The organism is Xanthomonas sp. NCPPB 2586 (assembly GCF_041475775.2).
Classification (GTDB): Bacteria; Pseudomonadota; Gammaproteobacteria; order Xanthomonadales; family Xanthomonadaceae; genus Xanthomonas; species Xanthomonas campestris.
Genome location: NZ_CM192981.1, coordinates 2,363,603 through 2,387,829, shown reverse-complemented (window position 1 = coordinate 2,387,829; position 24,227 = coordinate 2,363,603). Strand labels below are relative to the sequence as shown.

The following is a 24,227-nucleotide window of genomic DNA, read 5'->3' as shown; positions in this document are numbered from 1 at the left end:
ACTCAATCGTCGCAGGCGGTTTACCGGAGCGGATAAATCGTGCCCTGCGCCAGCCACTTGGCATTGGCCAGCTTGTTGGATTCTTCATCGAAGATATCCACGAACAGGTTGCCGATGATCTTGCGCTTGGCTTCCGGGTCGCTCACGCCTTCAAGCTTGGCGAAGTAGCGGTCGGCCGCATTGACGCGGATCACCTTGACGCCCATGTGCTCGGCAAACATCGCCATCACCTGGTCGCCTTCCTGCCAACGCAGCAGGCCGGTGTCGACGAACACGCAGGTCAGCTTGTCACCGATTGCCTTGTGCAGCAGCGCGGCCACGACGGACGAATCTTCGTGATCAACAGAGTATCTGCGCGAATGCGTCCTGTGACGTCGCGTGCTGCACGTATGGTGCGTGGACTAGTGATGAACACGCACCCTCGCCAGAGGCTGGGCTGGGCTGGGCTGGAGGATCCCTGCAGAGGCCAAGGACGCAGAATTACAAACATTTAGATCACGTGTTGCGCTGGCAAGTTGAGACAGCTGAATAACCCCGATGCTCGCATTTCGGACTTGGACGCGACCTAAGCGACCCACTCTTGTCAGAGGGACCTCAAGGCAAGCCGGTAGGTCGCGTCGCTCTTCTTCTTTTCGATTACACCTTTGGCAACCAAACGGTCCAGCCAGTCCCGCGTCTGGATCTGATTGAGATCCAACTCGTCGGCGATCTGAGCGGCTTTCTTGGGTGTGTGAAGCACTTGGCGAATCAACCGTTCAAAGGTCGCGAACATCGCCTGTTTCAATTCAATTCGCGGACCCGAGGTAGCCTCAACGAGTGTCGACTTTGAGGTTGTAGTCGATGAATTTTGCGCACCTTCCTCGAGGGCGCCGGAGTCACTAGGCGGCTCTTTAACCATCGACACTTGGCGCACCGCATCTAGAACTGCATCCGAAACCCCGCTCGACGTACCGGCAGCGATCTTGAAGTCAAGATGTCCCTGATAAGCATCAGCGGCTGCTTTGCTATCGTTTGGTTGAGCCGCAAACAGAGCTTCTAACGCTTGCCCATCCTCGGGCTCTGGCCAGGGCAAGGCCCCTTCTCGTAGCAAAGCGTCTAGGCCAGCGGAACGCTTACCACTCGATCGGATGTAGAGCGTAACGAAGTGAAGCTTACGAAGCTGCTCTATCGCGCCTGCCCACGTCCCACCCCGCTCCAGGTCTGAATTCACTACCAAGCCGACGTCAGCCAACGCGAAGATAAACTTGTTGCGCGCTATGGCGTGCCCGACATTGAAGCCAGAGCTCGGGTCGTAGGGCGAGATCAGCAATGTGCGCCTCTCTTGAAGGCCATCTCTGAATCTCCGACTGATTGCCGCCTGCGCCAGCCCTTCTGCCATGACGTTGCAGACTATGCCGCCAAGAGCCTCAGCCCCATCCATCGCAGCACTATCAACACCCTTAGCGCCTCCGGAGATCAAGCCTCTTCCAGCACTTGCCGCCCTCTCTCCTGCACGCTGGGCATAGCTCAGCATCTCGTCGTCCGCGTCACGGGAGCCTACGACAGCCAGGCCGCCGTTGTCGACAAGATCCACATCACCACAACCGTACATGACGGGCGGCGCTTCGTGCTTAAGGCGTGATTTGACCCGCTTGGGGTACCGGGCATCGGCGCGACTCACTACCCAGATCGAACGCGCACTCCAATAATCAAGCGCTTGAGCAAGCTGAAACCCTCTGCCCACCAAGCGGGTCAGCCGTCCTAGCCCAAACAGGTTTCCGGCTTGGCGCAGCGCAGGAGACTCTGGGCGGAGAAGGTCGGACGGCTGAAAGCCTTCTTGCACGAGGAACCTTGTAAGGTCGCTGTACTCACTTTGCTTCAGCAGTTCCGCACGGGCGCCAACCTTGCCGACCATCAACGGCGCCGTCAAGAGCAAGATCGCTTGGCAGTTTTCGGAGATCTGCAAACTCATTCTTCATTCCCAGTTTTTGCAAGCGCGAGGGGCCACACTTCGCCGCAACCGTTGAGGCGCAGCAGCCAAGCGCCAATCGTGAACGTCCAGCCCGAGTTCACGATATCGTCGACCAACAATACCGGACCGACCTTGCCGTCAAAGTCGCTGAATTCAAGCGACTGATCGAGGTTCTTCGCCTGTTGAGAGCTATTATGCATAGACTTCTGAGCTGAGGTGTGCTTAACCTTGGTCAGCGCCGCGTGGAACGGAAGTTCAAGCTCAGCGGCAAGCCGCTTCGCAAAGCTCGGCACGAGATTCGGATTGTTGAGTGACGGGATGCAGGTGACCCATTCCGGAGCTGGTTTAAAAGCAGACCGGCGTACCAGCCCGGCGCAGGCCTTAACGATGTCGTCGCCGAAGTGCCTGTGTACGTAGCGAGCATCACGGACGATGTCGCCCCACCCCGCCGTACCGTACATCGAGAGCGCAAAACCATCTCCCGCACGCAGCTTCTCAGAGATATTTCCCCGCAGCCCGTATCCGTCCAATCCTCCGTCAGGCCACTTCTTGCGTGCTTTGATCGGCAAGCTGGTGTCCTTCATGTACCGATTCGCCTCAGCAACGAACGCCTGTTTGACCGCGGTGGGCAACGGCGGACTGCGCGGCGCCTCAATGGTCGTCGGGTCACCATCGAGAGCCGCGACCAAGAACTTCATGTGCCCTTCGGTGAGGGCCATGTACTCTTTCATCTGAGCATGTTCGGCCCGCCGCAGATCGGTCACCCTTTTAGCTGTCTCCCAGAAGCTCTTCGCTACAACACTGCCAGTGGTTTTCCAAGCTGCGTCATCCTTAACGATCGGAGAGGGGCTCTCTATGGCAAGGGCGGTCAACGTCTTGTCGATTCGACCCTTGCTGAAGTTGATGGTTTTCAAGAGGCCCGGTACGGAAAGGCCTTTGTCCCCTGCCGCATCGAGCGCCTCCATGACCGCAGTCACCTCATCCGGCGTCGGAAAAGCGCTCTCGATGAAGAAGGTATTGATGTCCAGTTGGTTCTTGACCTCCAGCACGACCCCGCGTGCATCTGCGATCGCACGCCCCGCACGCCCCGCCTGTTGGTAGTAGTGGACGACCGAGGAAGGCGGCTGGTAATTGATGACGAAGGTCAGGTCAGGCTTGTCATAGCCCATGCCAAGCGCCGAGGTCGCAACAAGCGCCTTGACCTTGTTCTCCTTGAGCTCCTGCTCGAGAACAGCGCGATCCTCTGAATCGCTCGTGTAGCCCTTGACCAAATGGCCGCAGTGCGTGAGCCAACTGACGATGTGCCGCACGTGAGCTTTCGTCAGGGCGTAAATGATGCCGCTGCCGGGAAGCGAAGCGACTGCTTGTGCGAGCCAGGCGAGCCTTTCTGCGTCACTCGTAAACGTGATCGTCTGTAGTGTGATGGACGGACGATTCAGCGACCCGCGTTTCACTTGCAGGTTTGGACCAAGGATTTGCTCGAGATCGTTCGACACACGTTCGTTTGCCGTGGCGGTGGTCGCAAGCACCGGCAAGTTGGGCGGCAGCACTGCAATGAGCCGCGTGACAAGCTTGTACTCGGGCACGAAATCATGCCCCCAGTCCGAGATGCAATGGGCCTCGTCGACGACGAGCATCGACACGTTGGTAATCTTGGCCAGAAGGCTGTCCTGCAAATCTGCGCTCGCCAGCTGCTTCGGGTGTAACATGAGGACATCGATCTTCCCTGCCTCGATCTGTTTGGCAATCTCCGGCCACTCCATCCGGTTGGTCGAGTTGACCGTCCTGGCCTTCACCTGCATGCGCTGGGCCGCCATCTCCTGATCCCGCATAAGAGCGAGCAACGGTGATACCAGGAGGGTTGGCCCTCTCCCTTGTTCGCGAATCAGTTTTGCCGCGATGAAGTAAACGAAGCTTTTGCCCCAACCCGTCTTTTGAATGACAAGGAGACGCCCCTCTGCGCCTGTAACGAGGTGACGAATCGCATCTTCCTGGGAGTCACGGAAGGTGGCGTCAGGATTACCACTGCCTTCTCGGAGGAGCTGTAGGGCGCGAGCCTGGTCGTATTTCATGGAACTCCCTCGAACATTTATGATGCTACTGATTCGGCAGGCCACCGCGCGGCGGCGGCGGCGCCCGACAACCTAGAATAAGTGATTGTATCGGTGCCTTGGCAGCGCTCGTCCCATTGTGCAGCGCCTGCCGAAGAGCATGAGCGCGCCGGCAAGGTGACGGTGCCACCGGTCGCTACCGTCAACACATTAAACTCCTATCAAAAAGCCCTATAAGGCAATTTTCTTAGGCTTCAAATTGCGGAATACCGCTTCGGTAAGCATCGACGTTCTTTTTTGTACTGCTCGTGACGGCTTTTTCCATCGGTCGCCAAGAGACCGGTCAATGCCCGGCCGTTTACTCGGGTCAGTGCCCGAAGGTCTCTGTTCACTCCCACTCAATCGTCGCCGGCGGTTTGCCGGAGATGTCGTAGACCACGCGCGAGACGCCGCGTAGTTCGTTGATGATGCGGTTGCTCACGGTGCCGAGGAAGTCGTACGGCAGGTGCGCCCAGTGCGCGGTCATGAAGTCGATGGTCTCGACCGCACGCAGTGCGATCACCCATTCATAGGCGCGCGCATCGCCCACCACCCCCACCGACTTCACCGGCAGGAACACGGCGAATGCCTGGCTGGTCTTGTCGTAAAGGTCAGCCTTGCGCAGCTCGTCGATGAAGATCGCATCGGCCTTGGCCAGCAGTTCGGCGTATTCGCGCTTCACCTCGCCCAGGATGCGCACACCCAGGCCCGGGCCCGGGAACGGATGGCGATACACCATGGTGCGTGGCAGGCCGAGTTCCACGCCCAGGCGACGCACCTCGTCCTTGAACAATTCGCGCAGCGGCTCCACCAGGCCCAGCTTCATGTGCTCCGGCAGGCCACCCACGTTGTGGTGGCTCTTGATCACGTGTGCCTTGCCGGTCTTGCTGCCGGCCGACTCGATCACGTCCGGATAAATCGTGCCCTGCGCCAGCCACTTGGCATTGGCCAGCTTGTTGGATTCTTTATCGAAGATATCCACGAACAGGTTGCCGATGATCTTGCGCTTGGCTTCCGGGTCGCTCACGCCTTCGAGCTTGGCGAAGTAGCGGTCGGCCGCATTGACGCGGATCACCTTGACGCCCATGTGCTCGGCAAACATCGCCATCACCTGGTCGCCTTCCTGCCAACGCAGCAGGCCGGTGTCGACGAACACGCAGGTCAGCTTGTCACCGATCGCCTTGTGCAGCAGCGCCGCGACCACCGACGAATCCACACCACCGGACAAGCCCAGAATCACTTCATCGTCGCCCACCTGCTCGCGCACGCGCGCAATCTGGTCATCGATGATGTTGGCCGCAGTCCACAGCGTCTGGCAGCCACACACGTCCACCACAAAGCGCCGCAGCAAGGTCTGGCCCTGCAGCGTATGTGTCACTTCCGGGTGGAACTGCACGCCGTACCAGCGCTTGTCTTCGTTGGACATCGCCGCCACCGGAATACGGTCGGTCACGGCAGTGATCGTGAAGCCCGGCGGCACCTGCGACACGTGGTCGCCGTGGCTCATCCACACATTCAGGCGCGACGCGCCGGCGTGGTCGGTCAAGCCGGAGAACAGTGCATCGGCCGCCACTACATCGACTTCGGCATGACCGAACTCACGCTGATCGGCCGCCTCGGTGGCGCCGCCCAACTGCGCCGCCAGTGTCTGCATGCCGTAGCAGATGCCGAACACCGGCAAGCCGCTCTCGAACACTTCCTGCGGCGCAACCGGCGCACCCGGCAAGGTAGTGGACTCCGGCCCGCCCGACAGGATGATGCCCTTGGCACCGAACCCGGCGATCTCGCTCGGATCGTGATCCCAGGCCCAGATCTCGCAATACACGCCGATTTCGCGAATACGCCGCGCGATCAGCTGGGTGTACTGCGCGCCGAAATCGAGGATGAGGATCTTGTCGTTATGGATGTTGGTCATTGAGAGCCGGGATTGGGGAGTCGGGAGTGGAGATTCGCAAATACACAAGCACCATCCGCTGCCGGATGAGGACGCGGTAGGCTCTTACGAATCCCGAATGCCGAATCCCCAATCCCGAGCGCTGGTTTAGCCAGCGCGATAGTTCGGCGGCTCTTTGGTGATCTGCACGTCGTGGACGTGGCTCTCACGCTGGCCGGCGCCGGTGATCTTGACGAACTTCGGCTTGGTGCGCATCTCTTCGACAGTGGCGCAACCGACATAACCCATGGTCGCGCGCAGGCCACCGATCAGCTGATGGATGATGCCGCCCACCGGGCCGCGATACGGCACGCGGCCTTCGATGCCTTCGGGCACCAGCTTGTCGGCGTCGGAAGCGTCCTGGAAATAGCGGTCCTTGGACCCCTTCTCCATCGCGCCCAGGCTGCCCATGCCGCGGTAGCTCTTGTAGCTGCGGCCCTGGAACAACTCGACTTCGCCAGGCGCTTCCTCGGTACCAGCCAGCAAGCCGCCGACCATCACCGTGGACGCGCCGGCCACCAGCGCCTTGCCGATATCGCCGGAGTAACGGATGCCGCCATCGGCAATCAGCGGGATGCGGTCCTGCAGTGCTTCGGCCACCATATCCACCGCGGTGATCTGCGGCACGCCCACACCGGCCACCACACGGGTGGTGCAGATCGAACCCGGGCCCACGCCGACCTTGACCGCGTCGGCGCCGGCATCCATCAGCGCCAGCGCAGCATCGCCAGTGACGATATTGCCGCCGATCACCTGCAGATGCGGATAGGTTTTCTTGACCCAGGCCACGCGGTCGATCACGCCCTGCGAATGGCCGTGCGCGGTATCCACGATCACCACGTCAACGCCGGCAGCAGCGAGCAGTTCGATGCGTTGTTCGGTGTCGCCGCCCACGCCCACCGCCGCGCCCACCAGCAAGCGCTTGGCGTCGTCCTTGGCGGCGTTGGGGTTGTCGGTCTTCTTCTGGATGTCCTTGACCGTGATCAGCCCGCGCAGCTCGAAGCTGTCGTTGACCACCAGGATCTTTTCGATGCGGTTGCGATGCAGCAGCTCGAGCACTTCCTCATCGCTGGCGCCTTCGCGCACAGTGATCAGGCGATCCTTCTTGGTCATGATGTGGCGGACCGGATCGTCGAGCTTCTTTTCGAAGCGCATGTCGCGGCTGGTGACGATGCCGACCAGTTCGCTGCCATCCACTACCGGCACGCCGGAGATGTTGCGCGCGCGCGTCAGCGCGATCACTTCACCGATGGTGGTGTCCGGACTCACCGTAAACGGCTCGGTGATCACGCCGGATTCGAACTTCTTGACCTTGGCCACCTCGCCCGCCTGCTGCGCCGGGGTCAGGTTCTTGTGGATGATGCCGATGCCGCCAAGCTGGGCCATCGCCACCGCCAAGCGGTGTTCGGTCACCGTATCCATGGCCGCGGACAAGATCGGCAGTTTGAGGCGCAGGTCGCGTGTCAGCCGAGTCTCAAGGCTGACGTCCTTTGGCAGGACAATGGAATGCGCTGGGACGAGCGAGACGTCGTCGTAGGTAAGAGCTTCAGCCTGGATGCGGAGCATCGGCGGACCCGAGTTTGGGGAAGCGCGACATTTTACCCTGAAAGCGGCCGCGAAGACACTGCGGCAGCTGAGTGCCGCCGCAATGCTGCGCTACACCAACGGCTCAACCAGCCGCATCGGCCGCCTCGAGCGTGTTCTGCATCAGCGTGGCCACCGTCATCGGCCCCACCCCGCCCGGCACCGGGGTGATCCAGCCGGCGCGCTGCGCTGCGGCCTCGAACCCCACATCGCCGACCAGGCGCCCATCGTCCAGGCGGTTGATGCCCACGTCGATGACCACCGCCCCAGGCTTGACCCATTCGCCCGGGATCAGCCCCGGCCGGCCCACCGCCACCACCAGGATGTCGGCGTTGCGCACGCTGGCTTCCAGCACATCCGGCGGGGTGAACTTGTGGCAGCTGGTCACCGTGCACCCGGCAATCAGCAGCTCCAGCCCCATCGGGCGGCCCACATGGTTACTCACCCCGACGATGGTGGCGTTGCGCCCGCGCACCGGCTGGTCGGTATGCGCCAGCAAGGTCACGATGCCGCGCGGGGTACACGGCCGCAAACCGAATTCGCGCAGCGCCAGATGCCCGACGTTCTGCGGATGGAACCCGTCCACGTCCTTGCGCGGGTCGATGCGCTGGATCAACCGGTTGGCATCGGGAATGCCCGGCAGCGGCAACTGGATCAGGATGCCGTGGATCTTGGGATCGGTGTTGAGCTGGTCGATCAACGCGGCCAGCTCGGCTTCGGTGGTGCCTTGTGGCAGGTCGTAGTCGAAGGCCTCGATGCCCACTTTTTCGGCCGCACGGCGCTTGTTGCGCACATACACCGACGAAGCCGGATCGCCGCCTACCAGCACCACCGCCAGCCCGGGCCGGGTCTTGCCCGCCGCCAGGCGCGCATCCACGCGCAGCTTCAGACCGTCGAGCAATTCCTCGGCAATGCGGCGACCATCAAGGAGGCGGGCCGGAGCGAGGGCAGCTGGCGCGGAAGCGGTCATGGGGCGTCAGGTGTAGAGTCGAAGGCCGTCTATTGTCCCCGATTCCGCCATGACCGACACCACTTCGATCGAAGCCGCCGCGTTCCGCCGCCTGCTGCAGCATCTCAACCAGGACCGCACCGACGTGCAGAACATCGACCTGATGATTCTTGCCGGCTTCTGCCGTAACTGCCTGGGCGACTGGTATCGCGAAGCCGCCGAGGCGCAAGGCCAACCCATGAGCAAGGAGCAGGCGCGCGAAGCGGTGTACGGCATGCCATTTACGCAGTGGAAACAGCAGCACCAACAGGAAGCGACACCGGAACAGCTGGAAGCCTTCGCGGCGGCGCAGCGCAAGCACGGCTGAGCGCCTGCAATGACGGCCGGCACGTTGGGTGCTGGCTGTTCTGAATCACCTTAAAGCGGCCGACGAAACGTCGCGAGCAATCGTCAGGCGGGTGCGAAGAAACCTAAGTGCCTCGGGCAAACGCAGATCCCGGGGCAACTGCAGACCCCGAGCACCGGCAGCGCCCGCCTGCCAGTTACGCGGTGATTTGACCGCTGCGCTTAGTCCCGCTCAGCCGTTTCTTCGCGCAACTCCTGCGGCAGCGCATCGCGATTGAGCGTGCGGCTCTCGCGCTTGGGCGGGGTAAAGGGCGTGGGCTTGGGCACGGTCGGCATGATGTTGCCGTACATCAGCCCTGCCCCGGCGCGCACATTGCCCGCGGCAATTTCCAGCTCCAGGCGCTCGGCATCGCGGCGCCGGATCTCGCGCGCAATCGTGCGGGCCTCATCCTCGTCCACGCCCAATTCGACCAGGGCCACTTCGCCGAACGCGACCGCCGACTCGAAGGTTTCGCGGATCTGGTAGTCCACGCCAGCAGCAATCAACTCCAAAGCGTGTTCGCGATCAAAGGAACGCACCAGCAATTTCGCGTGCGGGAACTCGCGCGTTGCCAATTCGACGATGCGATTGGCCGCCTCGCGGTTGTCAACGCACACCGCAATCGCACGCGCGGTGTGTGCGCCAGAGGCATGCAACACATCCAACCGGGTGCCATCGCCGTAGTAGATCTTGAACCCGAATTCCTCCGCGCTCTGAATCATCTCGATGTCGTTGTCGATGATGGTCACATCCACATCGCGCGCCAGCAGCGACTGGCTGGCCACCTGACCAAAGCGCCCAAACCCGATGATCAACACGCTGCCGGTCTGGCCGCTGGCTTCCTCCACGCCATCCAGCGACACCGCCGCTGCCGGCGTCAGGCGCCGCTGCAACAGCACGAACAACGGTGTCAGTGCCATCGACAACACCACGATCGCGGTAAGGCTGGCATTGACCTGCGCGTCGATGACACCGGATGCGGACGCTGCCGCGAACAACACGAACGCAAACTCGCCGCCCTGCGCCATCAGCACGCCGCGATCCAGCGCTTGCCGATGATCGCTGCGCATCAGGCGCGCCACCGCATAGATGCACACCGCCTTGCCCACCATCAACGCCAGCACGCCGACCAGGATCAAGCGCCAGTCCGCCGCGACCACGCGCAGATCCAGACTCATGCCGACACCCAGGAAGAACAGACCCAGCAGGATGCCGCGGAACGGTTCGATGTCGGCTTCGATCTGATGGCGGAAGGTGGATTCGGACAACAGCACGCCGGCCAGGAACGCGCCCATCGCCATCGACAGCCCGCCGACCTGCATCAACAACGCGGCGCCGAGCACCACCAGCAGCGCGGCAGCGGTCATCACCTCGCGCGCCTTGCTGGCGGCCAGGATGCGGAACAAAGGATTGAGCAACCACCGGCCGGCTACCAGCAGTCCAACGATGCAGGCCAGGCCAATGCCAATGCCCTGCCAACGCTGCGAAGCGGCTTGCGGGTCGCCACTGGCGCCCATCCAGGCCACGATCGCCAGCAGCGGCACGATCAGCAGGTCCTCGAACAGCAGGATCGCCACGATCTTCTGCCCCGATGGCAGCGCCACGTCGCCGCGCTCGGCAAGCAACTGCATCACCACTGCAGTGGAGGTCAGCACGAAACCGGACGCGGCCACGAAGGCCACCGGCGGCGCAAAGCCGAGCAGGATGCCGATGCCGGTCAAGACCAGCGCGCACACGCAGATCTGCACCGTACCCAAGCCAAAGATTTCAGAACGCAAGCTCCACAGATGCGAGGGCCGCATCTCCAGCCCGATCACGAACAGGAACATCACCACGCCCAGTTCGGCCACATGCAGGATCGCCTGCGGGTCATCGAACAAGCCAAGCCCGAACGGCCCGATCGCCAAGCCGGCGGCCAGATAGCCGAGCACCGAGCCAAGGCCCAGCCGTCGGAACAGCGGGATGGCGACCACCGCAGCGCCCAGCAGGGTCACCACGTTGATCAGTTCACTGGATTCGGCAGGCTGGCTCATGCCCAGGATTCTAGCGGCACGTGGCGGCCGCTGGCCTGCACGTGCTTGCGCATGTGATGCACAGCGTGGATAGAAGCGATCTCTAGCACGGCGCCATTATTCGCTAACGCGCGGACCCGAAACGACGAACGGCGCCCAATGGCGCCGTTCGTTGCAACACCGCTAGCCGAACACTCAGCCGCGTGCGTCAGCCGCAGCCAAGGCGCTGCGAATGATTTCCTTGACCGGTGCGCCATGCTTGTCGTGCTCGAGCGCAAAGTGCACCGTGGCCTCGATCAAACCGATGTGCGCGCCGCAGTCGAAGCGACGGCCCTCGAAACGGAACGCGTCGACCTGTTCCTGCTTGAGCAGCTCGGCGATCGCATCGGTGAGCTGGATCTCGCCACCTGCACCGGCGCCCGTGGACTCCAGGTACTCGAAGATCTTCGGGCTGAGCACGTAACGACCGACGACTGCCAGATTGCTCGGCGCCACTTCCGGCTTGGGCTTTTCGACGATGGCATTGATGCGGCCCTTGCGGCCGTCGAACGCATCGGTGGACACGATGCCATAACTGGCCGTCTTGTCGTGCGGCACATCTTCCACGGCGATCACGCTGCCGCCGGAGGCTTCTGCCACATCGGCCATCTGGGTCAGCGCAGCATCGCCGCGGTTCCACATCAGGTCGTCCGGCAGCAGCACCGCGAACGGTTCGTCACCGACCACGGCCTTGGCACACAGCACCGCGTGGCCCAGGCCGAGTGCTTCGGCCTGCGTCACAAAAATGGCGCGTACGCCTTCGGGCAGTGCATGGCGCACCAGCTCCAATTGCTCGAGCTTGCCTGCGCGCTCGAGCTTCTGTTCCAGCTCATAGGCCTTGTCGAAGTAGTCGGCGATCGAGTGCTTGTAGCGATTGGTGACGAAGATCAGCGTATCGCAACCGGCCTGGATGGCTTCGTCCACGGCGTACTGGATAAGCGGTTTATCGATGATCGGCAGCATTTCCTTCGGCACCGTCTTGGTTGCCGGAAGAAAGCGGGTCCCAAGACCTGCGACGGGGAATACGGCCTTGCGAATACGCTTGCTCATTAAAGTCTTCTGACCTCACGTGCGGGGAATGGAACGACCGTATCAGATCGCGTGTCGACTTTCCGTCGAGCAGCCGCAAAATCCGGCATCAGACTGCCCAGCACAGTCTCCATTGCGTTGATGTCATAGCGGTTAACCGCCTCGCGCAGGCGCGTCACCAGTTGCAACACCTGCTCGTGCGAGAACTCGCGCACACCGGCTTCCAGGATCTTGGGATGCGCGGTGGGGCGGTAGTCCTCGTCGGAATAGAACAAGGTCTCGTGCAATTTTTCGCCCGGGCGCAGACCGGTGTAGAGAATGGCGATGTCCTTGCCCGGCTGCTTGCCTGCCAGGCGGATCATCTGCTCGGCCAGGAGCCGGATCGGCACCGGCTCGCCCATGTCCAGCGTGTAGATCGCACCGTGCGACGCAGATGCTGCGGCCTGCACCACCAGCTGGCAAGCTTCGGGAATGGTCATGAAGTAACGCGTCACATCCGGATGCGTCACCGTGACCGGGCCGCCCTGCCGGATCTGTTCGCGGAACAACGGCACCACGCTGCCGGCCGAATCCAGCACGTTGCCGAAGCGCACGGTGATGAAGCGCGTCGGCGCATCGCGGGCGTCAAGACTCTGGCAGATCATCTCCGCATAGCGCTTGCTCGCGCCGAGCACGTTGACCGGCTCGACCGCCTTGTCGGTAGAGATGAACACAAACGTTTCGATCCGCGCCCGCTGGCAGGCACGCGCCACGTTCTCGGTTGCGAGCACGTTGTTGCGCACCGCTTCGCGCAGCTGCTCTTCCAGCAGCGGTACCTGCTTGTAGGCCGCCGCATGGAACACGGCATCGGGCGTGGCCGTGCGTAAGGCATGCGCCACCACTGCCGGGTCGCCGCAGTCGCCAAGCACACGCACCACTTCGATATCGGGGAACAACCGGCGCAGGTCCGAATCGATGGTCAGCAGCGCCAGCTCATCGATTTCCAGCAGCACGATGCGGCGCGCGCCATGACGCGCGCACTGCCGGCAGACTTCCGAGCCGATCGAACCACCGGCACCGGTCACCATCACGGTCTTGTTGGTGAGCCAGTCGCGGATCAGGCGCCAGTCCGGCGTGACCGGCTTGCGGTTGAGCAGGTCCTCGATCGCCACTTCCTTCAACTCGCCTGGCAGCGACCGGCCCTCCAGCACGTTGATCAGCTTGGGCACCATCCGGAACGGCAGGCCGGTGCTTTCGCAGATGGCCACCACCCGCTGCATGCCGGATGCATCCAGCGATGGAATCGCGATGACGAGGAGCTTGGCCGCAGTTTCCTTGGCGATCGCCGCGGCCTGATCCAGGTTGCCCAGCACATTCAGGCCCTGGATCTTGGCGCCGTGCAGATGGGTGGCGTCATCCAGAAAGCCGACCGGGACGAACGTGCCGCTACGGCGCAGGTCACGCACCAGGCCCTCGGCCGCACGCCCTGCGCCAAGAATCAGCACCCGCTGCGCGGCATCGCCAGAGTGGGCAATTTGGTAATCCTTCCAGGCGCGGTAGAGCAACCGCGGCGTGCCGAGCAACGCCGACAACGCAAACGGATAGACCACCAACACCGAGAGCGGCACGCCATCGAGACGGTCGTACGACAGCGCCAGCACGATCGCGACCAGGCCGAGAAAACTGGACTTGAAGATGTTCCACAGATCCGGCACCGAGGCAAAGCGCCAGAGGCCGCGATACAACCCCATCCGCCAGAACACCAGCCCCTGCGCAACCAAGACCACCGCCGTACGCCAATCCCACAGTGGCAGGTCTGGCGCGTCGCGCAGCATGGAATAGCGGCCCGCATGCAGCAGCTGCCAGCAGACCCAGACCATCAGCAGGTCATGGACGACCACAGCAATCTGTGGAAGCGACTTGGTCAAACGATCACGCCAGGAAATCATAAAAGTCCATTACTCAAGAATTGCGCAATCCATGGCGCAGAAGTTGCCAGATCGCCGTTGCGCCGATGCCCCATGCCACCGCATCAGCCATGAGCCAACCGCGCGAATCGATACGAATTATGACAAACAAGCAAACAGCGATGAGACTGAAAGCGAAGTAAACCGTGGTCACCGGCACATGATTGGTCAGCAGTCGTGCCAGGCGTTGATAGACGTGCGAGGCGTGAGGCTCCCACCAGCGCTGTCCGGAAAGCATGCGAGACAGCAGCGTGAAGCCCGCGTCGACAAGAAATGCAGTCAACGGGAACCACACGATCCACCAACTCACCTGCCCCGCTCCCACTGACAAAGCTAGGAGCCCGGCCAGCACATAACCGAGTGCCCCGCTGCCGCCATCGCCCAGGAAGATGCGCGCGCGTGGAAAGTTGAATGGGAGAAATCCAAGACATGCCGCTGTCAGTGCCCATCCAGCCCATGAAAGGTTGCCTGGGACGACAAGCGCGAACGCGGCAGCCGCAAGTGCGGCCTGACTGGAAGCCAGCCCGTTGATACCATCCATGAAATTCCAGACATTGATCAGCACCACCGACGCCAACGCCGTGAGGATCCCATCCAGCGGTTGCCCTGTATGGCGTACCACCAGCAGGCCAAGCGACACCGATGCGAGGGCATGGATCGCAAAGCGCAGTTTGGCCGAAAGCGGCCGATGGTCGTCCCACCAGCCCACGCCCGCAACCAGGAGTAAGCCTGCAGCGAACCAGGCAATCGACAGGCGCGCGATGGGCCAGATAAATGAGGCGACCAGGCATCCCATCAGGAGCGCGGCGACAATGGCCATGCCGCCACCGCGCGGGGTAGCCACGGTATGGCTGCGCCGCTCGCCGGGATGGTCGAGCAAGCGCCGGTGCAACGCATAGCGCCGCAGCCCCCAGGTTCCCAGCGCTGCGATCAGCAGATGCAGCGCGCACCACAGCCAGAGCGGCGGCACTAGACCACCGCGTAGTTCAGCAGCGGCTTGACGGTTCCCCATTCCTTGCAGCTGGGGCATTGCCAGTGATGGGTCTTGGCGCCGAACCCGCAGCGGGTGCAGCGATAGCTGGGATTGCGCACCAGCAATTGGTCGGTGATGTGCTTGAGATCCTGCAAGGTGCCGACCGGGTCGCTGCCTTCGGCGAGCGTCAGATCGATCAAGGCAGACTCGCCGCGCACCGAGGGGCGATCCTTGAGCTGACGGCCCAGATACGCCAGGGCCGGCGCCACGCCGTCCTGCGCTTCCATCAACTGGGTCAGGGCCAGCACCGGCGCGATGCCGCGATAGTGCTCGGTCATCTCCGACAGGAAATTGCGCGCACCGGCGATGTCGCCCACCCGGCGGTAGGCCGCCATCAGTGCGGGAATGATTTCCGGCAGGTATTCCGGATCGTGCCGCGCGGCACGCTCGAACGCGCGGACCGCCGCCTCGTCGTGACCGCGCTCGGCCTCGATCCGGCCTTCCAGAATGCCGGCGCGCACCGAGGTGCCGTCGGCCTGATAGGCGCGTGCGATGGCCTGCAGCGCGTCGTCCGGTTTGCTCAGGCCGCGGTAGCGATCGGCCAGCTCACATTCGAACTGCGAGATCAGCTTGCCCATCGGCTCGCCGGTGACTTCTTCATAGCGGGTGGCGTTGTCGATCGCCTTTTCCCAGTCACGCTCGGCCTGGTAGATGCCGATCAGGTGCCGCAACGCCTGCGGCGCGCGCTGGTCCAGCTGCGCCAGCTCGGTGAACACGGTTTCGGCGCGATCCAGCAGGCCGGACTTCATGTAGTCCTCGCCCAGTGCCAGCAAGGCCTGGACACGCTGCTGATCGGTCAGATCGGCGCGCTGCACCAACCCTTGATGCAGGCGGATCGCGCGGTCCACTTCACCGCGGCGGCGGAACAGATGCCCCAACGCGACCTGAGTCTCAAAGGTTTCCTTGTCCAGTTCGGCGATATGCAGAAACAGCTCGATGGCCTTGTCCGGCTGCTCGTTGAGCAGATAGTTCAAACCACGGAAGTAGGTGCTGGACAGACGGCTGACCTGGGTGTCGCCGTGGCGCTGGCCACCGCGCCGGCCAACGATCCAGCCGCCAAGCGCGGCGATCGGCAGAAACAGGAAGAACCAGAACCATTCGGTCAGGAAGTCCATACGTACTTACAGTCCATCAAGCGGGCGCGGCTCGACGGCGACAGGTGCAACTGGCCTGACGTCGGCGCGACTGACCGCGGCAGCCTTGTTGGCCTGGCGCAGCTTGGAATAGAGGGGAATGACCACACTGACCAGCACCATGCCGGCGCCGATCAACACACCGACCAGCAGCGCGACGATGATCGCGATCCCGGAGGTCGTGTGCACACTGGAGAACAGGAAGTCGAGCGTGACGTCCTGGGAATTGACCGCGCCAATGATCAGACCAACCAGCAGGAAGGCCAACATCACCAGCAAGCGAAACACCTTCATGGCGGAACTCCGTCGGGAAGGCGCCTAGCTTAACCGAGCGGACATCAACGCAGCAGCAGCACAGACTCAGTCCGCTGCATCCACCATGTCGACCGGCACCACCGAGCTCACGCGCTCGCGCAGCTCCTTGCCGGGTTTGAAATGCGGAACATGCTTGCCAGGCAGCGCGACCGATTCGCCGGTCTTCGGGTTGCGGCCCAGGCGTGGCGGGCGGTAATGCAGCGAGAAGCTGCCAAACCCGCGGATTTCGATCCGATCACCATCGGACAAGGCCTGCCCCATCATTTCCAGCAGCGACTTGACCGCCAGATCCACATCGTCCGACTTCAGATGCGCTTGGCGTCGCGCCAGGATTTCGATCAATTCGGACTTGGTCATGGGAAGACTTGCTTTTTTCGACTGACACATCGGAATCGGCCCGGGCAAGCCCGGGCCGATCCATCACGCTCTCAGAAAGAGCGCTACGCGCTTACTCGGACTTGTTGCTGTTCAACTGCGCGCGCAGCAGCGCACCCAGCTGAGTCGTGCCGCCCGACGCGGACTGGTATTCCTCCAGCACTTCGCGCATTTCGGCATCGTCCTTGGCCTTGATCGAAAGCTGCAGCGTACGGCCCTTGCGGTCCATGCTCACGAACTTGGCTTCGATCTTGTCGCCAACCTTCAGGTGCTGGGTCGCATCGTCCACACGCTCGTTGGCGATGTCGCGTGCAGCGACGTAGCCTTCGATGCCATCGGCCAGGTCGATCGTGGCGCCCTTGGCGTCCACTTCACGCACCACGCCTTCGACCTTCGAACCCTTCGGGTTGGATGCCATGTACTGACCGAACGGATCCTGCTCCAGCTGCTTGACGCCCAGGCTGATGCGCTCACGTTCCGGATCGACTGCCAGCACAACGGCTTCCAGCGTGTCGCCCTTCTTGTAGTTGCGCACGACATCTTCGCCGGTGGTATTCCAGCTGATGTCGGACAGGTGAACCAGACCGTCGATGCCGCCGTCCAGACCGATAAAGATGCCGAAGTCGGTGATCGACTTGATCTGACCGGACACCTTGTCGTTCTTCTTGTGGGTCGCAGCGAAGGTTTCCCACGGATTGGCGGCAACCTGCTTCATGCCCAGCGAGATGCGGCGACGCTCTTCATCGACGTCCAGCACCATCACTTCGACTTCGTCACCGACCTGCACAACCTTGGACGGGTTGACGTTCTTGTTGGTCCAATCCATCTCGGACACGTGCACCAGACCTTCGACGCCCGGCTCGATCTCGACGAATGCGCCGTAATCGGTGACGTTGGAGACCTTGCCGAACACGCGGCTATTGGCCGGGTAACGACGTGCGATGTTGTCCCACGGATCTTCGCCCAGCTGCTTCAGGCCGAGGCTGACGCGGTTACGCTCGCGATCGAACTTCAGCACGCGCACGTCCAGCTCGTCGCCGACGTTCACGACTTCGGACGGATGGCGCACGCGCTTCCAGGCCATGTCGGTGATGTGCAACAGGCCGTCGATACCGCCCAGGTCCACGAATGCGCCGTAGTCGGTCAGGTTCTTGACGACACCCTTCAGGATCGCGCCTTCCTGCAGCTTGTCCATCAGCTGCTCGCGCTCTTCCGAATGCTCGCTCTCGACCACTGCACGGCGGGACACGACCACGTTGTTGCGCTTGCGGTCCAGCTTGATCAGCTTGAACTCGAGTTCCTTGCCTTCCAGGTAGGCCGGGTCGCGCACCGGGCGCACATCCACCAGCGAACCAGGCAGGAACGCGCGGACATCCTTGATGTCCACGGTGAAACCACCCTTGACCTTGCCGCTGATGCGGCCGGTGATGGTTTCGTTCTTTTCCAACGCTTCTTCCAGCTCGTCCCACACCATCGCGCGCTTGGCCTTCTCGCGCGACAACACGGTTTCGCCGAAGCCGTTTTCGATGGAATCGAGGGCAACCTTGACCTGGTCGCCAACGCCGACATCGATTTCGCCAGCGTCGTTACGGAACTGCTCGATCGGCACGATGCCTTCGGACTTCAGGCCAGCGTTGATCACCACCACGTCGCCGCGGACTTCCACGACGGTACCGGTGACAATGGAGCCCGGCTTCAGCTTCGCCAGATTGGCTTGGCTGGCTTCGAACAGTTCGGCAAAAGATTCTGTCATTTGGAGTTTACTCAGTTGAACACACGGGCGTTGATCGTCGCCTAGCGACCGATACGTACCGCCCAGCCTGTTTGACCCCGGCACCGCGGGTCGGTTGTGAAGTAATAGAACCGCCACGCGGGATGCGCGACGGAGCCTTGGAACGCCTTACGGTCGGCGGGACGTGCCCGCTGGCTGCAACACTTACGGCATGCGGGAGTCCAACAGCCCCACCACACGCTGGACGACATCTTCGATCCCGATCCCGCTGGTATCGATCAGCACGGCGTCTTCGGCCGGCCGCAATGGCGCCACCACCCGCTGTGCATCACGGGCATCACGGGCCATGATCTCGCGCAGCAGGTCGTCAAAGATAACCGAAACACCCTTTTCCATCAACTGTTTATGGCGACGGCCCGCACGTTCTTCGGCACTGGCGGTCAGGAAGACCTTGAATGCGGCATCCGGGAAGATGACCGTGCCCATGTCGCGGCCGTCGGCGACCAGGCCCGGCGGCTGGCGGAACGCGCGCTGGCGCTCCTTCAAGGCCGAGCGCACCTCCGGGATGGCGGCAATCGCCGAAGCGAGCGCGCCGGTGGTTTCCAGGCGCAACTCGCCGGTGGCGTCCACGCCGTTGACCAGCACCCGCAGGCCGGCCTCGCCCGCTTCATCGAACTCGACCTTGGTGTCGAAGGTGCAACGCACCAGCGCGGCCGGGTCGGACACATCCAGGTCGGCCCAGCTCGCCGCCACGCCCACCGCACGGTAAAGTGCGCCCGAATCGAGATAATGCCAGCCCAGCCGGGCAGCGACGATCCGGCTGACGGTTCCCTTGCCGGCGCCGGAGGGTCCATCGATGGTGAGCACGGGTGACAGGTCGGTCATTCAGGTTTCCGGAAGGTCATCAGGCGGTAGTGTAGCGCCGCTCGCAGCCATTCGGATGCAACCACTTGAAAGCACGACGAAAAGCCGGTTAGAATTGCCGGCTTAATTCCGGGTGCACCCTCGATCGCGGGCACTCTTCCATCGAATCCAACCGTTTACGCCGAGGTGTGCCATGAAAGTCCTGTCCTCCCTGAAGTCTGCGAAGACCCGTCACCGCGACTGCAAGGTGGTCCGCCGCCGCGGCAAGGTCTTCGTGATCTGCAAGTCGAACCCGCGCTTCAAGGCCCGTCAGCGCTAAGCCGACGCCTTGCGCAGCAAGACCCGAGAAAGCCGCCTCCGGGCGGTTTTTTTTTGGCTGATGTCCGCACGATGCTGCGCCCATGCGCATCGGCCTGCATGACAGGCCCGGCCGGCAACGCTCACCGGGGCGTGCACCAGTTTTTGCGATGCTTTTTTGCTGTAATCACCGTTCGAATCTTGTCCACTGGGGAGTAGATGACATGCGCAACCGTCTGTTTGTAGGGTCACTGATGGCATTGATGGGGATCAGTGCCAGTGCTTATGCCGAAACGCTGCTGGTTGACCGGGCGCAGCAGAAACCTGCCGCCGCCCTGCCCTTGCGTGGCGATAGCATGAGCCAGGTGGAAGGCCGCTACGGTGCGCCGCAGGAAAAGCTGGACCCGCGCGGCGGCCAGAAGCGTCAATGGCCGACCATCCATCGCTGGGTGTATCCCGCCTTCACGGTGTACTTCGAAAAGAGCAAGGTGATCGACGTGGTGGCCAACCAGGCCGACGCCGACGAGATCGGCCCGAAGCCGCCGATCCGCTGAGTATCACGTCCGCAACATCAGGTGCGGTGCGCATGCGTGCCGCCCGCTGCTTGACACAACCGGGGCGTACAACGCTCCGGTGCAACCACCGAGCACTGCCGCCTAAGCGGCATGAACGGACTGCAAGCCTTCGCACCTGGGTGCGGAGATGGCCCACCGCCGGGGCGTTGCCCCAGGCATCAGATGAGTAAGTGACCGGCATGACCGACAGCGTTCGTTTTCCTGCGGAGTGGGAATCCCAATCCGCCATCCTGATTGCCTGGCCGCATGCCGGCACCGACTGGGCCGAGCGCCTGGCCGAGGTGGAAGACACCTATATTGCCCTGGTCACCGCGATCACCCGCTTCCAGCCGGCGATCATCTGCGTGGCCGACGATGACCTGCAGATCTATGCCGAAGCCCGGCTGCGTTCGGCGCGGGTGGAGATGGCGCAGGTACGCTTCGTGGTTGCCGCCTACAACGACACCTGGCTGCGCGATTCGGGCCCGATCACCTTGCGCCATGGCGACGGCTTCCGGCTGATGGATTTCCGCTTCACTGGCTGGGGTGGCAAGTTCGAGGCAAGCCTGGACGATCAACTGGTTAGCAGCCTTGATGCAGCCCGCGTCTTCGTGCCCGCCGAGGTGCAGACGGTCGACTTTGCGCTGGAAGGTGGCGCGATCGAAACCGATGGCGCCGGCACCTTGCTGACCACCTGGAAGTGCCTGCACGAACGGCACCCGCAGCGCTCGCGCGACTCCCTCAGCAGCGACCTGGCGACGTGGCTGGCGCAGGACCGTGTGCTGTGGCTGGACCACGGCTATCTGGAAGGCGATGACACCGACGCGCATATCGATACGCTGGCGCGCTTTGCCGGCCCGGATGCGATCATCTACCAGGGCTGCGACGTACCGAGCGATTCCCATTACGCCGAGCTGCAGGCAATGGGCGAAGAACTGGCTGCGCTGCGCAAGGCTGATGGGCAGCCGTATCGCCTGTTCGTGCTGCCGTGGGCAGAGCCGATCCTGGACCAGGGCCGGCGCCTTGCCGCGTCGTACGCCAATTTTTTGATCGTCAACGGTGCGGTGCTGATGCCGGCCTATGGCGACGCCGCCGATGCTGCGGCGCAGGCGGTGCTGGCCGACGCGTTTCCGCAGCACCAGATCGTGCCGGTGCCATGCCGCCCGCTGATCTGGCAGAACGGCAGCCTGCATTGTCTGACCATGCAGTTGCCTGCCGGCCTGCTGGCCGCCTGACCCATATTGTTCCGGCCGGCAGGCCGGCGTTCCACCATGGCGCGCTACCCTGTGCGCCACCTAGCAGGACGAGTAGCCATGACCCGACATCTCCTTCCCGTCGCGCTGATCCAGGAGCGCAACCACGGCGACGCCGAGGCCAATCTGGCCGTCATCGAGTCGCGCGTGGCCGAAGCCGCCGCACAGGGCGCCAAGCTGGTGCTGCTGCAGGAACTGCACAACGGCGCGTATTTCTGCCAGCACGAATCGGTAGACGTGTTCGATCTGGCCGAGCCGATTCCCGGCCCCAGCACCGAGCGCCTGGGCGCGCTGGCCAAGCAGCATGGCGTGGTGATCGTGGCCTCGTTGTTCGAGCGCCGCGCCGCCGGCCTGTACCACAACACTGCCGTAGTGCTGGAAGCCGACGGCCGCCTGCTTGGCAAGTACCGCAAGATGCACATCCCCGACGACCCGGGCTTCTACGAGAAGTTCTACTTCACCCCCGGCGATCTGGGCTTTACGCCGGTGGATACCTCGGTCGGTCGGCTCGGCGTGTTGGTGTGCTGGGATCAGTGGTATCCGGAAGCGGCGCGCCTGATGGCGCTGGCTGGTGCCGAATTGCTGCTCTACCCCACCGCGATCGGTTGGGATCCGGACGATGCGCAGGCCGAGCAGGAACGCCAGCGCGATGCGTGGGTGCTGAGCCATCGCGGCCATGCGGTGGCCAACGGCGTGCCGGTGCTGTCGTGCAACCGTGTCGGTCACGAGCCGTCGCCGATCGGTGCTTCGGGCATCCAATTCTGGGGCAATAGCCACGTGCTGGGGCCGCAGGGCGAGTTCATTGCCGAAGCCGGGCAGGATCCGACCATCCTGGTGTGCGATGTGGACCTGCAGCGCAGCGAGCATGTGCGGCGCATCTGGCCGTTCCTGCGCGATCGCCGCATCGACGCGTATGGCGATCTGCTCAAGCGTTACATCGACTGACCGCGCATGCCCGTCGAGCTGCGTGAGGTCCGCGACGCGGACATCCCGGCGATCACCGCGATCTACGCGGAGCAGATCGCCGGGTGCAACACTTACGAATACGTCGCGCCGTCGGCCGAGCAGATGTGCGGCCGCGTGCGTGCCATCGTGGACGCCGGTTATCCGTATCTGGTGGCCGAACGCGATGACGCGGTGGTCGGGTACGCCTATGCAAGCAGCTACCGCGCACGCGCCGGCTACCGCTGGACGGTGGAAAATTCGATCTATTTGGCCGCTGCCGCGCAAGGATGCGGCATCGGTTCGCAGCTGCTTGGCGCCTTGATTGCCGCCTGCGAGCAGCGCGGCTACCGGCAGATGATTGCCGTGATCGGCGATGCCACCAACCAGGCGTCACTGCGCCTGCATGAACGTTTTGAGTTTCGTACGGTCGGAGTCTTCACCGGACTGGGCCGCAAGCATGGCCGCTGGTTGGACGCGGTGCAGATGCAGCGCCCGCTCGGCTCCGGTCACACCGCCCCTCCTTCCGATGAATGACCCCATGACCGACATCACCCCCGTGTTGCAGGACGATGCGCTGTCCGGCCAGCCGCACCGCATCGTCGAACGCGACGGTGTGCGCTACACCCTGCTCGGCACCGCGCACGTCTCGCTGGCAAGCGTGGCGGCGGTGCAGCGGGCGATCGGCAGCGGCCGGTATGACGCGGTGGCCGTGGAGCTGGACGCGCAGCGCCTGCAGGCGCTCAGCGACCCCGATGCCCTCGCCCGCCTGGATCTGGTGCAGGTGATCCGCAAGGGTCGCGTGGCGCTGTTCGCCGCCAACCTGGCATTGGCCGCCTACCAACGGCGCCTGGCCAAGCAGTTGGGCATCGAGCCGGGTGCGGAGCTGAAGGAAGCGGTGAACCTGGCACGTGCACAGGGCCTGCCGGTGCATCTGATCGACCGCGAAGTGGGGCTGACCTTCAAACGCGCCTCCGGGCGGCTGGGCTTCTTCGGCAAGATGAAGCTGGCCGGCGGCCTGCTGGCGGGGCTGTTCGCCGCTGACGAAGTGGGCGAAGAAGAGATCGAAAAACTCAAGCAAGGCGACATGCTGGAGGCCAGTTTCGGCGATTTCGCCAGCGAAAGCCCGGAGCTGTACGAGACGGTGATTGCCGAGCGCGATCGCTACATGGCCACGCGGCTGCGCGAAGAAGCCAGCCCCACCCAGCTTGAGGTACTGGCCGTGGTCGGCGCCGGCCATCTTGCCGGGCTCGCCCGCCACCTTGCGCAGGACACCGATGCGCCCGGCCCGCTGCGCGAGTCGCTGGAATACGTGCAGCAGCGCAAGCGTATTCCCTGGATCACGCTGGGCATGTTGACGGTGATCATTGCCGGGATCGGGATCGGGTTCTGGCGCGGCGGCATGTCGATGGGTGCGGACCTGCTGCTGCAATGGGCGATGTACACCGGCGGCCTGGCAGCGCTGGGCTGCCTGTTGGCCGGCAGTCATCCGCTGAGCATTCTCACCGCCGCGGTGGTGGCACCGTTCAAGCCGTTCCGGCTGAGCGTGCCGACCGGCGCGTTCGCCGCATTGGTCGAAGTGCATATGCGCAAGCCGGCCTATGGCGACTTCCTCACCCTGCGCGACGATGCACAGACCTTGCGGGGCTGGTACCGCAACCGTGTGTCACGGGTGGTGCTGACGTTCCTGCTGACCAACCTGGGCAGCGGCGCGGGCGTGTGGCTGGCCGGTGTGCAGATTTTTCAGCGGCTGCATGGGTGAGTTGGGGGAGCGCGGTCGCCGCATCAGCGCCAGCAGCTGATGCTCTCTG

Annotated in this window: 21 protein-coding genes and 1 pseudogene; 7 read left to right on the top strand and 15 right to left on the bottom strand. The window is 63.1% G+C overall.

Annotated features, from left to right (window positions below; translation table 11 throughout):
• Positions 1-29 precede the first annotated feature (29 nt).
• From ACCQ09_RS10200 to folD, 6 genes and pseudogenes are all read right to left on the bottom strand, one after another.
• Positions 30-332: pseudogene (locus ACCQ09_RS10200) on the bottom strand (glutamine-hydrolyzing GMP synthase); the annotation flags it as partial.
• A gap of 251 nt (positions 333-583) precedes the next feature.
• The gene (locus tag ACCQ09_RS10195; protein ID WP_040941256.1) at positions 584-1,951 is read right to left on the bottom strand and encodes a DNA-processing protein DprA; all 1,368 of its coding nucleotides are present in this window, start codon (positions 1,949-1,951) and stop codon (positions 584-586) included.
• Positions 1,948-4,023, bottom strand: a complete 2,076-nt coding sequence (locus ACCQ09_RS10190) for a DEAD/DEAH box helicase (RefSeq protein WP_040941255.1) — start codon at positions 4,021-4,023, stop codon at positions 1,948-1,950. The genes ACCQ09_RS10195 and ACCQ09_RS10190 overlap by 4 nt, the downstream gene beginning before the upstream one ends.
• Positions 4,024-4,390: 367 nt before the next feature.
• Positions 4,391-5,956: a glutamine-hydrolyzing GMP synthase gene (gene guaA / locus ACCQ09_RS10185; protein ID WP_047677076.1), complete on the bottom strand. Its 1,566-nt coding sequence runs from the start codon at positions 5,954-5,956 to the stop codon at positions 4,391-4,393.
• A gap of 126 nt (positions 5,957-6,082) precedes the next feature.
• On the bottom strand, positions 6,083-7,540 hold the full coding sequence (guaB, locus tag ACCQ09_RS10180) for an IMP dehydrogenase (RefSeq protein WP_040941253.1): 1,458 nt from the start codon (positions 7,538-7,540) through the stop codon (positions 6,083-6,085).
• A gap of 103 nt (positions 7,541-7,643) precedes the next feature.
• A complete protein-coding gene (gene folD, locus ACCQ09_RS10175; protein ID WP_040941252.1) occupies positions 7,644-8,528 on the bottom strand; it encodes a bifunctional methylenetetrahydrofolate dehydrogenase/methenyltetrahydrofolate cyclohydrolase FolD in 885 nt (294 codons plus the stop codon).
• Positions 8,529-8,577: 49 nt separating this feature from the next.
• On the opposite strand from folD, the gene ACCQ09_RS10170 reads away from it, so the two are divergent.
• Positions 8,578-8,874, top strand: coding sequence for a DUF1244 domain-containing protein (locus ACCQ09_RS10170; RefSeq protein ID WP_040941251.1), 297 nt, complete (start codon positions 8,578-8,580; stop codon positions 8,872-8,874).
• A 200-nt stretch (positions 8,875-9,074) separates the two neighbouring features.
• Here the strand turns inward: ACCQ09_RS10170 and ACCQ09_RS10165 are convergent, their stop codons facing one another.
• From ACCQ09_RS10165 to cmk, 9 genes are all read right to left on the bottom strand, one after another.
• Entirely contained in the window at positions 9,075-10,925 is a 1,851-nt protein-coding gene (locus tag ACCQ09_RS10165; RefSeq protein WP_040941250.1) for a monovalent cation:proton antiporter-2 (CPA2) family protein, read from the bottom strand.
• 174 nt (positions 10,926-11,099) lie between these two features.
• Entirely contained in the window at positions 11,100-11,993 is an 894-nt protein-coding gene (gene galU, locus ACCQ09_RS10160; protein ID WP_040941249.1) for a UTP--glucose-1-phosphate uridylyltransferase GalU, read from the bottom strand.
• Positions 11,993-13,900, bottom strand: a complete 1,908-nt coding sequence (locus tag ACCQ09_RS10155) for a polysaccharide biosynthesis protein (RefSeq protein WP_012438206.1) — start codon at positions 13,898-13,900, stop codon at positions 11,993-11,995. The genes galU and ACCQ09_RS10155 overlap by 1 nt, the downstream gene beginning before the upstream one ends.
• A gap of 13 nt (positions 13,901-13,913) precedes the next feature.
• The gene (locus tag ACCQ09_RS10150; RefSeq protein ID WP_052844669.1) at positions 13,914-14,930 is read right to left on the bottom strand and encodes an MraY family glycosyltransferase; all 1,017 of its coding nucleotides are present in this window, start codon (positions 14,928-14,930) and stop codon (positions 13,914-13,916) included.
• The gene (gene lapB / locus ACCQ09_RS10145; RefSeq protein ID WP_011037337.1) at positions 14,888-16,066 is read right to left on the bottom strand and encodes a lipopolysaccharide assembly protein LapB; all 1,179 of its coding nucleotides are present in this window, start codon (positions 16,064-16,066) and stop codon (positions 14,888-14,890) included. The genes ACCQ09_RS10150 and lapB overlap by 43 nt, the downstream gene beginning before the upstream one ends.
• Positions 16,067-16,072: 6 nt before the next feature.
• Positions 16,073-16,378, bottom strand: coding sequence for a lipopolysaccharide assembly protein LapA domain-containing protein (locus ACCQ09_RS10140; RefSeq protein ID WP_014507894.1), 306 nt, complete (start codon positions 16,376-16,378; stop codon positions 16,073-16,075).
• Between the two features lie 66 nt (positions 16,379-16,444).
• On the bottom strand, positions 16,445-16,756 hold the full coding sequence (locus ACCQ09_RS10135) for an integration host factor subunit beta (RefSeq protein ID WP_011037339.1): 312 nt from the start codon (positions 16,754-16,756) through the stop codon (positions 16,445-16,447).
• A 91-nt stretch (positions 16,757-16,847) separates the two neighbouring features.
• A complete protein-coding gene (gene rpsA / locus ACCQ09_RS10130; RefSeq protein ID WP_228427812.1) occupies positions 16,848-18,527 on the bottom strand; it encodes a 30S ribosomal protein S1 in 1,680 nt (559 codons plus the stop codon).
• 183 nt (positions 18,528-18,710) lie between these two features.
• The gene (gene cmk, locus ACCQ09_RS10125) at positions 18,711-19,391 is read right to left on the bottom strand and encodes a (d)CMP kinase (protein ID WP_040941247.1); all 681 of its coding nucleotides are present in this window, start codon (positions 19,389-19,391) and stop codon (positions 18,711-18,713) included.
• Between the two features lie 172 nt (positions 19,392-19,563).
• Here cmk and ykgO point away from each other — a divergent pair, with 172 nt between their 5' ends.
• The 6 genes from ykgO (at position 19,564) to ACCQ09_RS10095 (ending at position 24,178) form a co-directional block, all read left to right on the top strand.
• A complete protein-coding gene (gene ykgO / locus ACCQ09_RS10120) occupies positions 19,564-19,689 on the top strand; it encodes a type B 50S ribosomal protein L36 (protein WP_005913193.1) in 126 nt (41 codons plus the stop codon).
• Positions 19,690-19,891: 202 nt separating this feature from the next.
• Positions 19,892-20,221, top strand: a complete 330-nt coding sequence (locus ACCQ09_RS10115; protein WP_040941246.1) for a hypothetical protein — start codon at positions 19,892-19,894, stop codon at positions 20,219-20,221.
• Between the two features lie 200 nt (positions 20,222-20,421).
• On the top strand, positions 20,422-21,456 hold the full coding sequence (locus ACCQ09_RS10110) for an agmatine deiminase family protein (RefSeq protein ID WP_029216965.1): 1,035 nt from the start codon (positions 20,422-20,424) through the stop codon (positions 21,454-21,456).
• A 78-nt stretch (positions 21,457-21,534) separates the two neighbouring features.
• Entirely contained in the window at positions 21,535-22,419 is an 885-nt protein-coding gene (locus tag ACCQ09_RS10105) for a carbon-nitrogen hydrolase (protein ID WP_011037344.1), read from the top strand.
• Between the two features lie 6 nt (positions 22,420-22,425).
• On the top strand, positions 22,426-22,953 hold the full coding sequence (locus ACCQ09_RS10100) for a GNAT family N-acetyltransferase (RefSeq protein ID WP_040941245.1): 528 nt from the start codon (positions 22,426-22,428) through the stop codon (positions 22,951-22,953).
• A gap of 4 nt (positions 22,954-22,957) precedes the next feature.
• Positions 22,958-24,178, top strand: coding sequence for a TraB/GumN family protein (locus ACCQ09_RS10095; RefSeq protein ID WP_228427813.1), 1,221 nt, complete (start codon positions 22,958-22,960; stop codon positions 24,176-24,178).
• The last annotated feature ends 49 nt before the right edge of the window (positions 24,179-24,227 follow it).

Bases quoted from the DNA above. Each gene is read 5' to 3' on its own strand.
- ACCQ09_RS10195 (WP_040941256.1), bottom strand. From the start codon at position 1,951: ATGAGTTTGCAGATCTCCGAAAACTGCCAAGCGATCTTGCTCTTGACG.
- ACCQ09_RS10190 (WP_040941255.1), bottom strand. From the start codon at position 4,023: ATGAAATACGACCAGGCTCGCGCCCTACAGCTCCTCCGAGAAGGCAGT.
- guaA (WP_047677076.1), bottom strand. From the start codon at position 5,956: ATGACCAACATCCATAACGACAAGATCCTCATCCTCGATTTCGGCGCG.
- guaB (WP_040941253.1), bottom strand. From the start codon at position 7,540: ATGCTCCGCATCCAGGCTGAAGCTCTTACCTACGACGACGTCTCGCTC.
- folD (WP_040941252.1), bottom strand. From the start codon at position 8,528: ATGACCGCTTCCGCGCCAGCTGCCCTCGCTCCGGCCCGCCTCCTTGAT.
- ACCQ09_RS10170 (WP_040941251.1), top strand. From the start codon at position 8,578: ATGACCGACACCACTTCGATCGAAGCCGCCGCGTTCCGCCGCCTGCTG.
- ACCQ09_RS10165 (WP_040941250.1), bottom strand. From the start codon at position 10,925: ATGAGCCAGCCTGCCGAATCCAGTGAACTGATCAACGTGGTGACCCTG.
- galU (WP_040941249.1), bottom strand. From the start codon at position 11,993: ATGAGCAAGCGTATTCGCAAGGCCGTATTCCCCGTCGCAGGTCTTGGG.
- ACCQ09_RS10155 (WP_012438206.1), bottom strand. From the start codon at position 13,900: ATGATTTCCTGGCGTGATCGTTTGACCAAGTCGCTTCCACAGATTGCT.
- ACCQ09_RS10150 (WP_052844669.1), bottom strand. From the start codon at position 14,930: ATGGGGAACCGTCAAGCCGCTGCTGAACTACGCGGTGGTCTAGTGCCG.
- lapB (WP_011037337.1), bottom strand. From the start codon at position 16,066: ATGGACTTCCTGACCGAATGGTTCTGGTTCTTCCTGTTTCTGCCGATC.
- ACCQ09_RS10140 (WP_014507894.1), bottom strand. From the start codon at position 16,378: ATGAAGGTGTTTCGCTTGCTGGTGATGTTGGCCTTCCTGCTGGTTGGT.
- ACCQ09_RS10135 (WP_011037339.1), bottom strand. From the start codon at position 16,756: ATGACCAAGTCCGAATTGATCGAAATCCTGGCGCGACGCCAAGCGCAT.
- rpsA (WP_228427812.1), bottom strand. From the start codon at position 18,527: ATGACAGAATCTTTTGCCGAACTGTTCGAAGCCAGCCAAGCCAATCTG.
- cmk (WP_040941247.1), bottom strand. From the start codon at position 19,391: ATGACCGACCTGTCACCCGTGCTCACCATCGATGGACCCTCCGGCGCC.
- ykgO (WP_005913193.1), top strand. From the start codon at position 19,564: ATGAAAGTCCTGTCCTCCCTGAAGTCTGCGAAGACCCGTCACCGCGAC.
- ACCQ09_RS10115 (WP_040941246.1), top strand. From the start codon at position 19,892: ATGCGCAACCGTCTGTTTGTAGGGTCACTGATGGCATTGATGGGGATC.
- ACCQ09_RS10110 (WP_029216965.1), top strand. From the start codon at position 20,422: ATGACCGACAGCGTTCGTTTTCCTGCGGAGTGGGAATCCCAATCCGCC.
- ACCQ09_RS10105 (WP_011037344.1), top strand. From the start codon at position 21,535: ATGACCCGACATCTCCTTCCCGTCGCGCTGATCCAGGAGCGCAACCAC.
- ACCQ09_RS10100 (WP_040941245.1), top strand. From the start codon at position 22,426: ATGCCCGTCGAGCTGCGTGAGGTCCGCGACGCGGACATCCCGGCGATC.
- ACCQ09_RS10095 (WP_228427813.1), top strand. From the start codon at position 22,958: ATGACCGACATCACCCCCGTGTTGCAGGACGATGCGCTGTCCGGCCAG.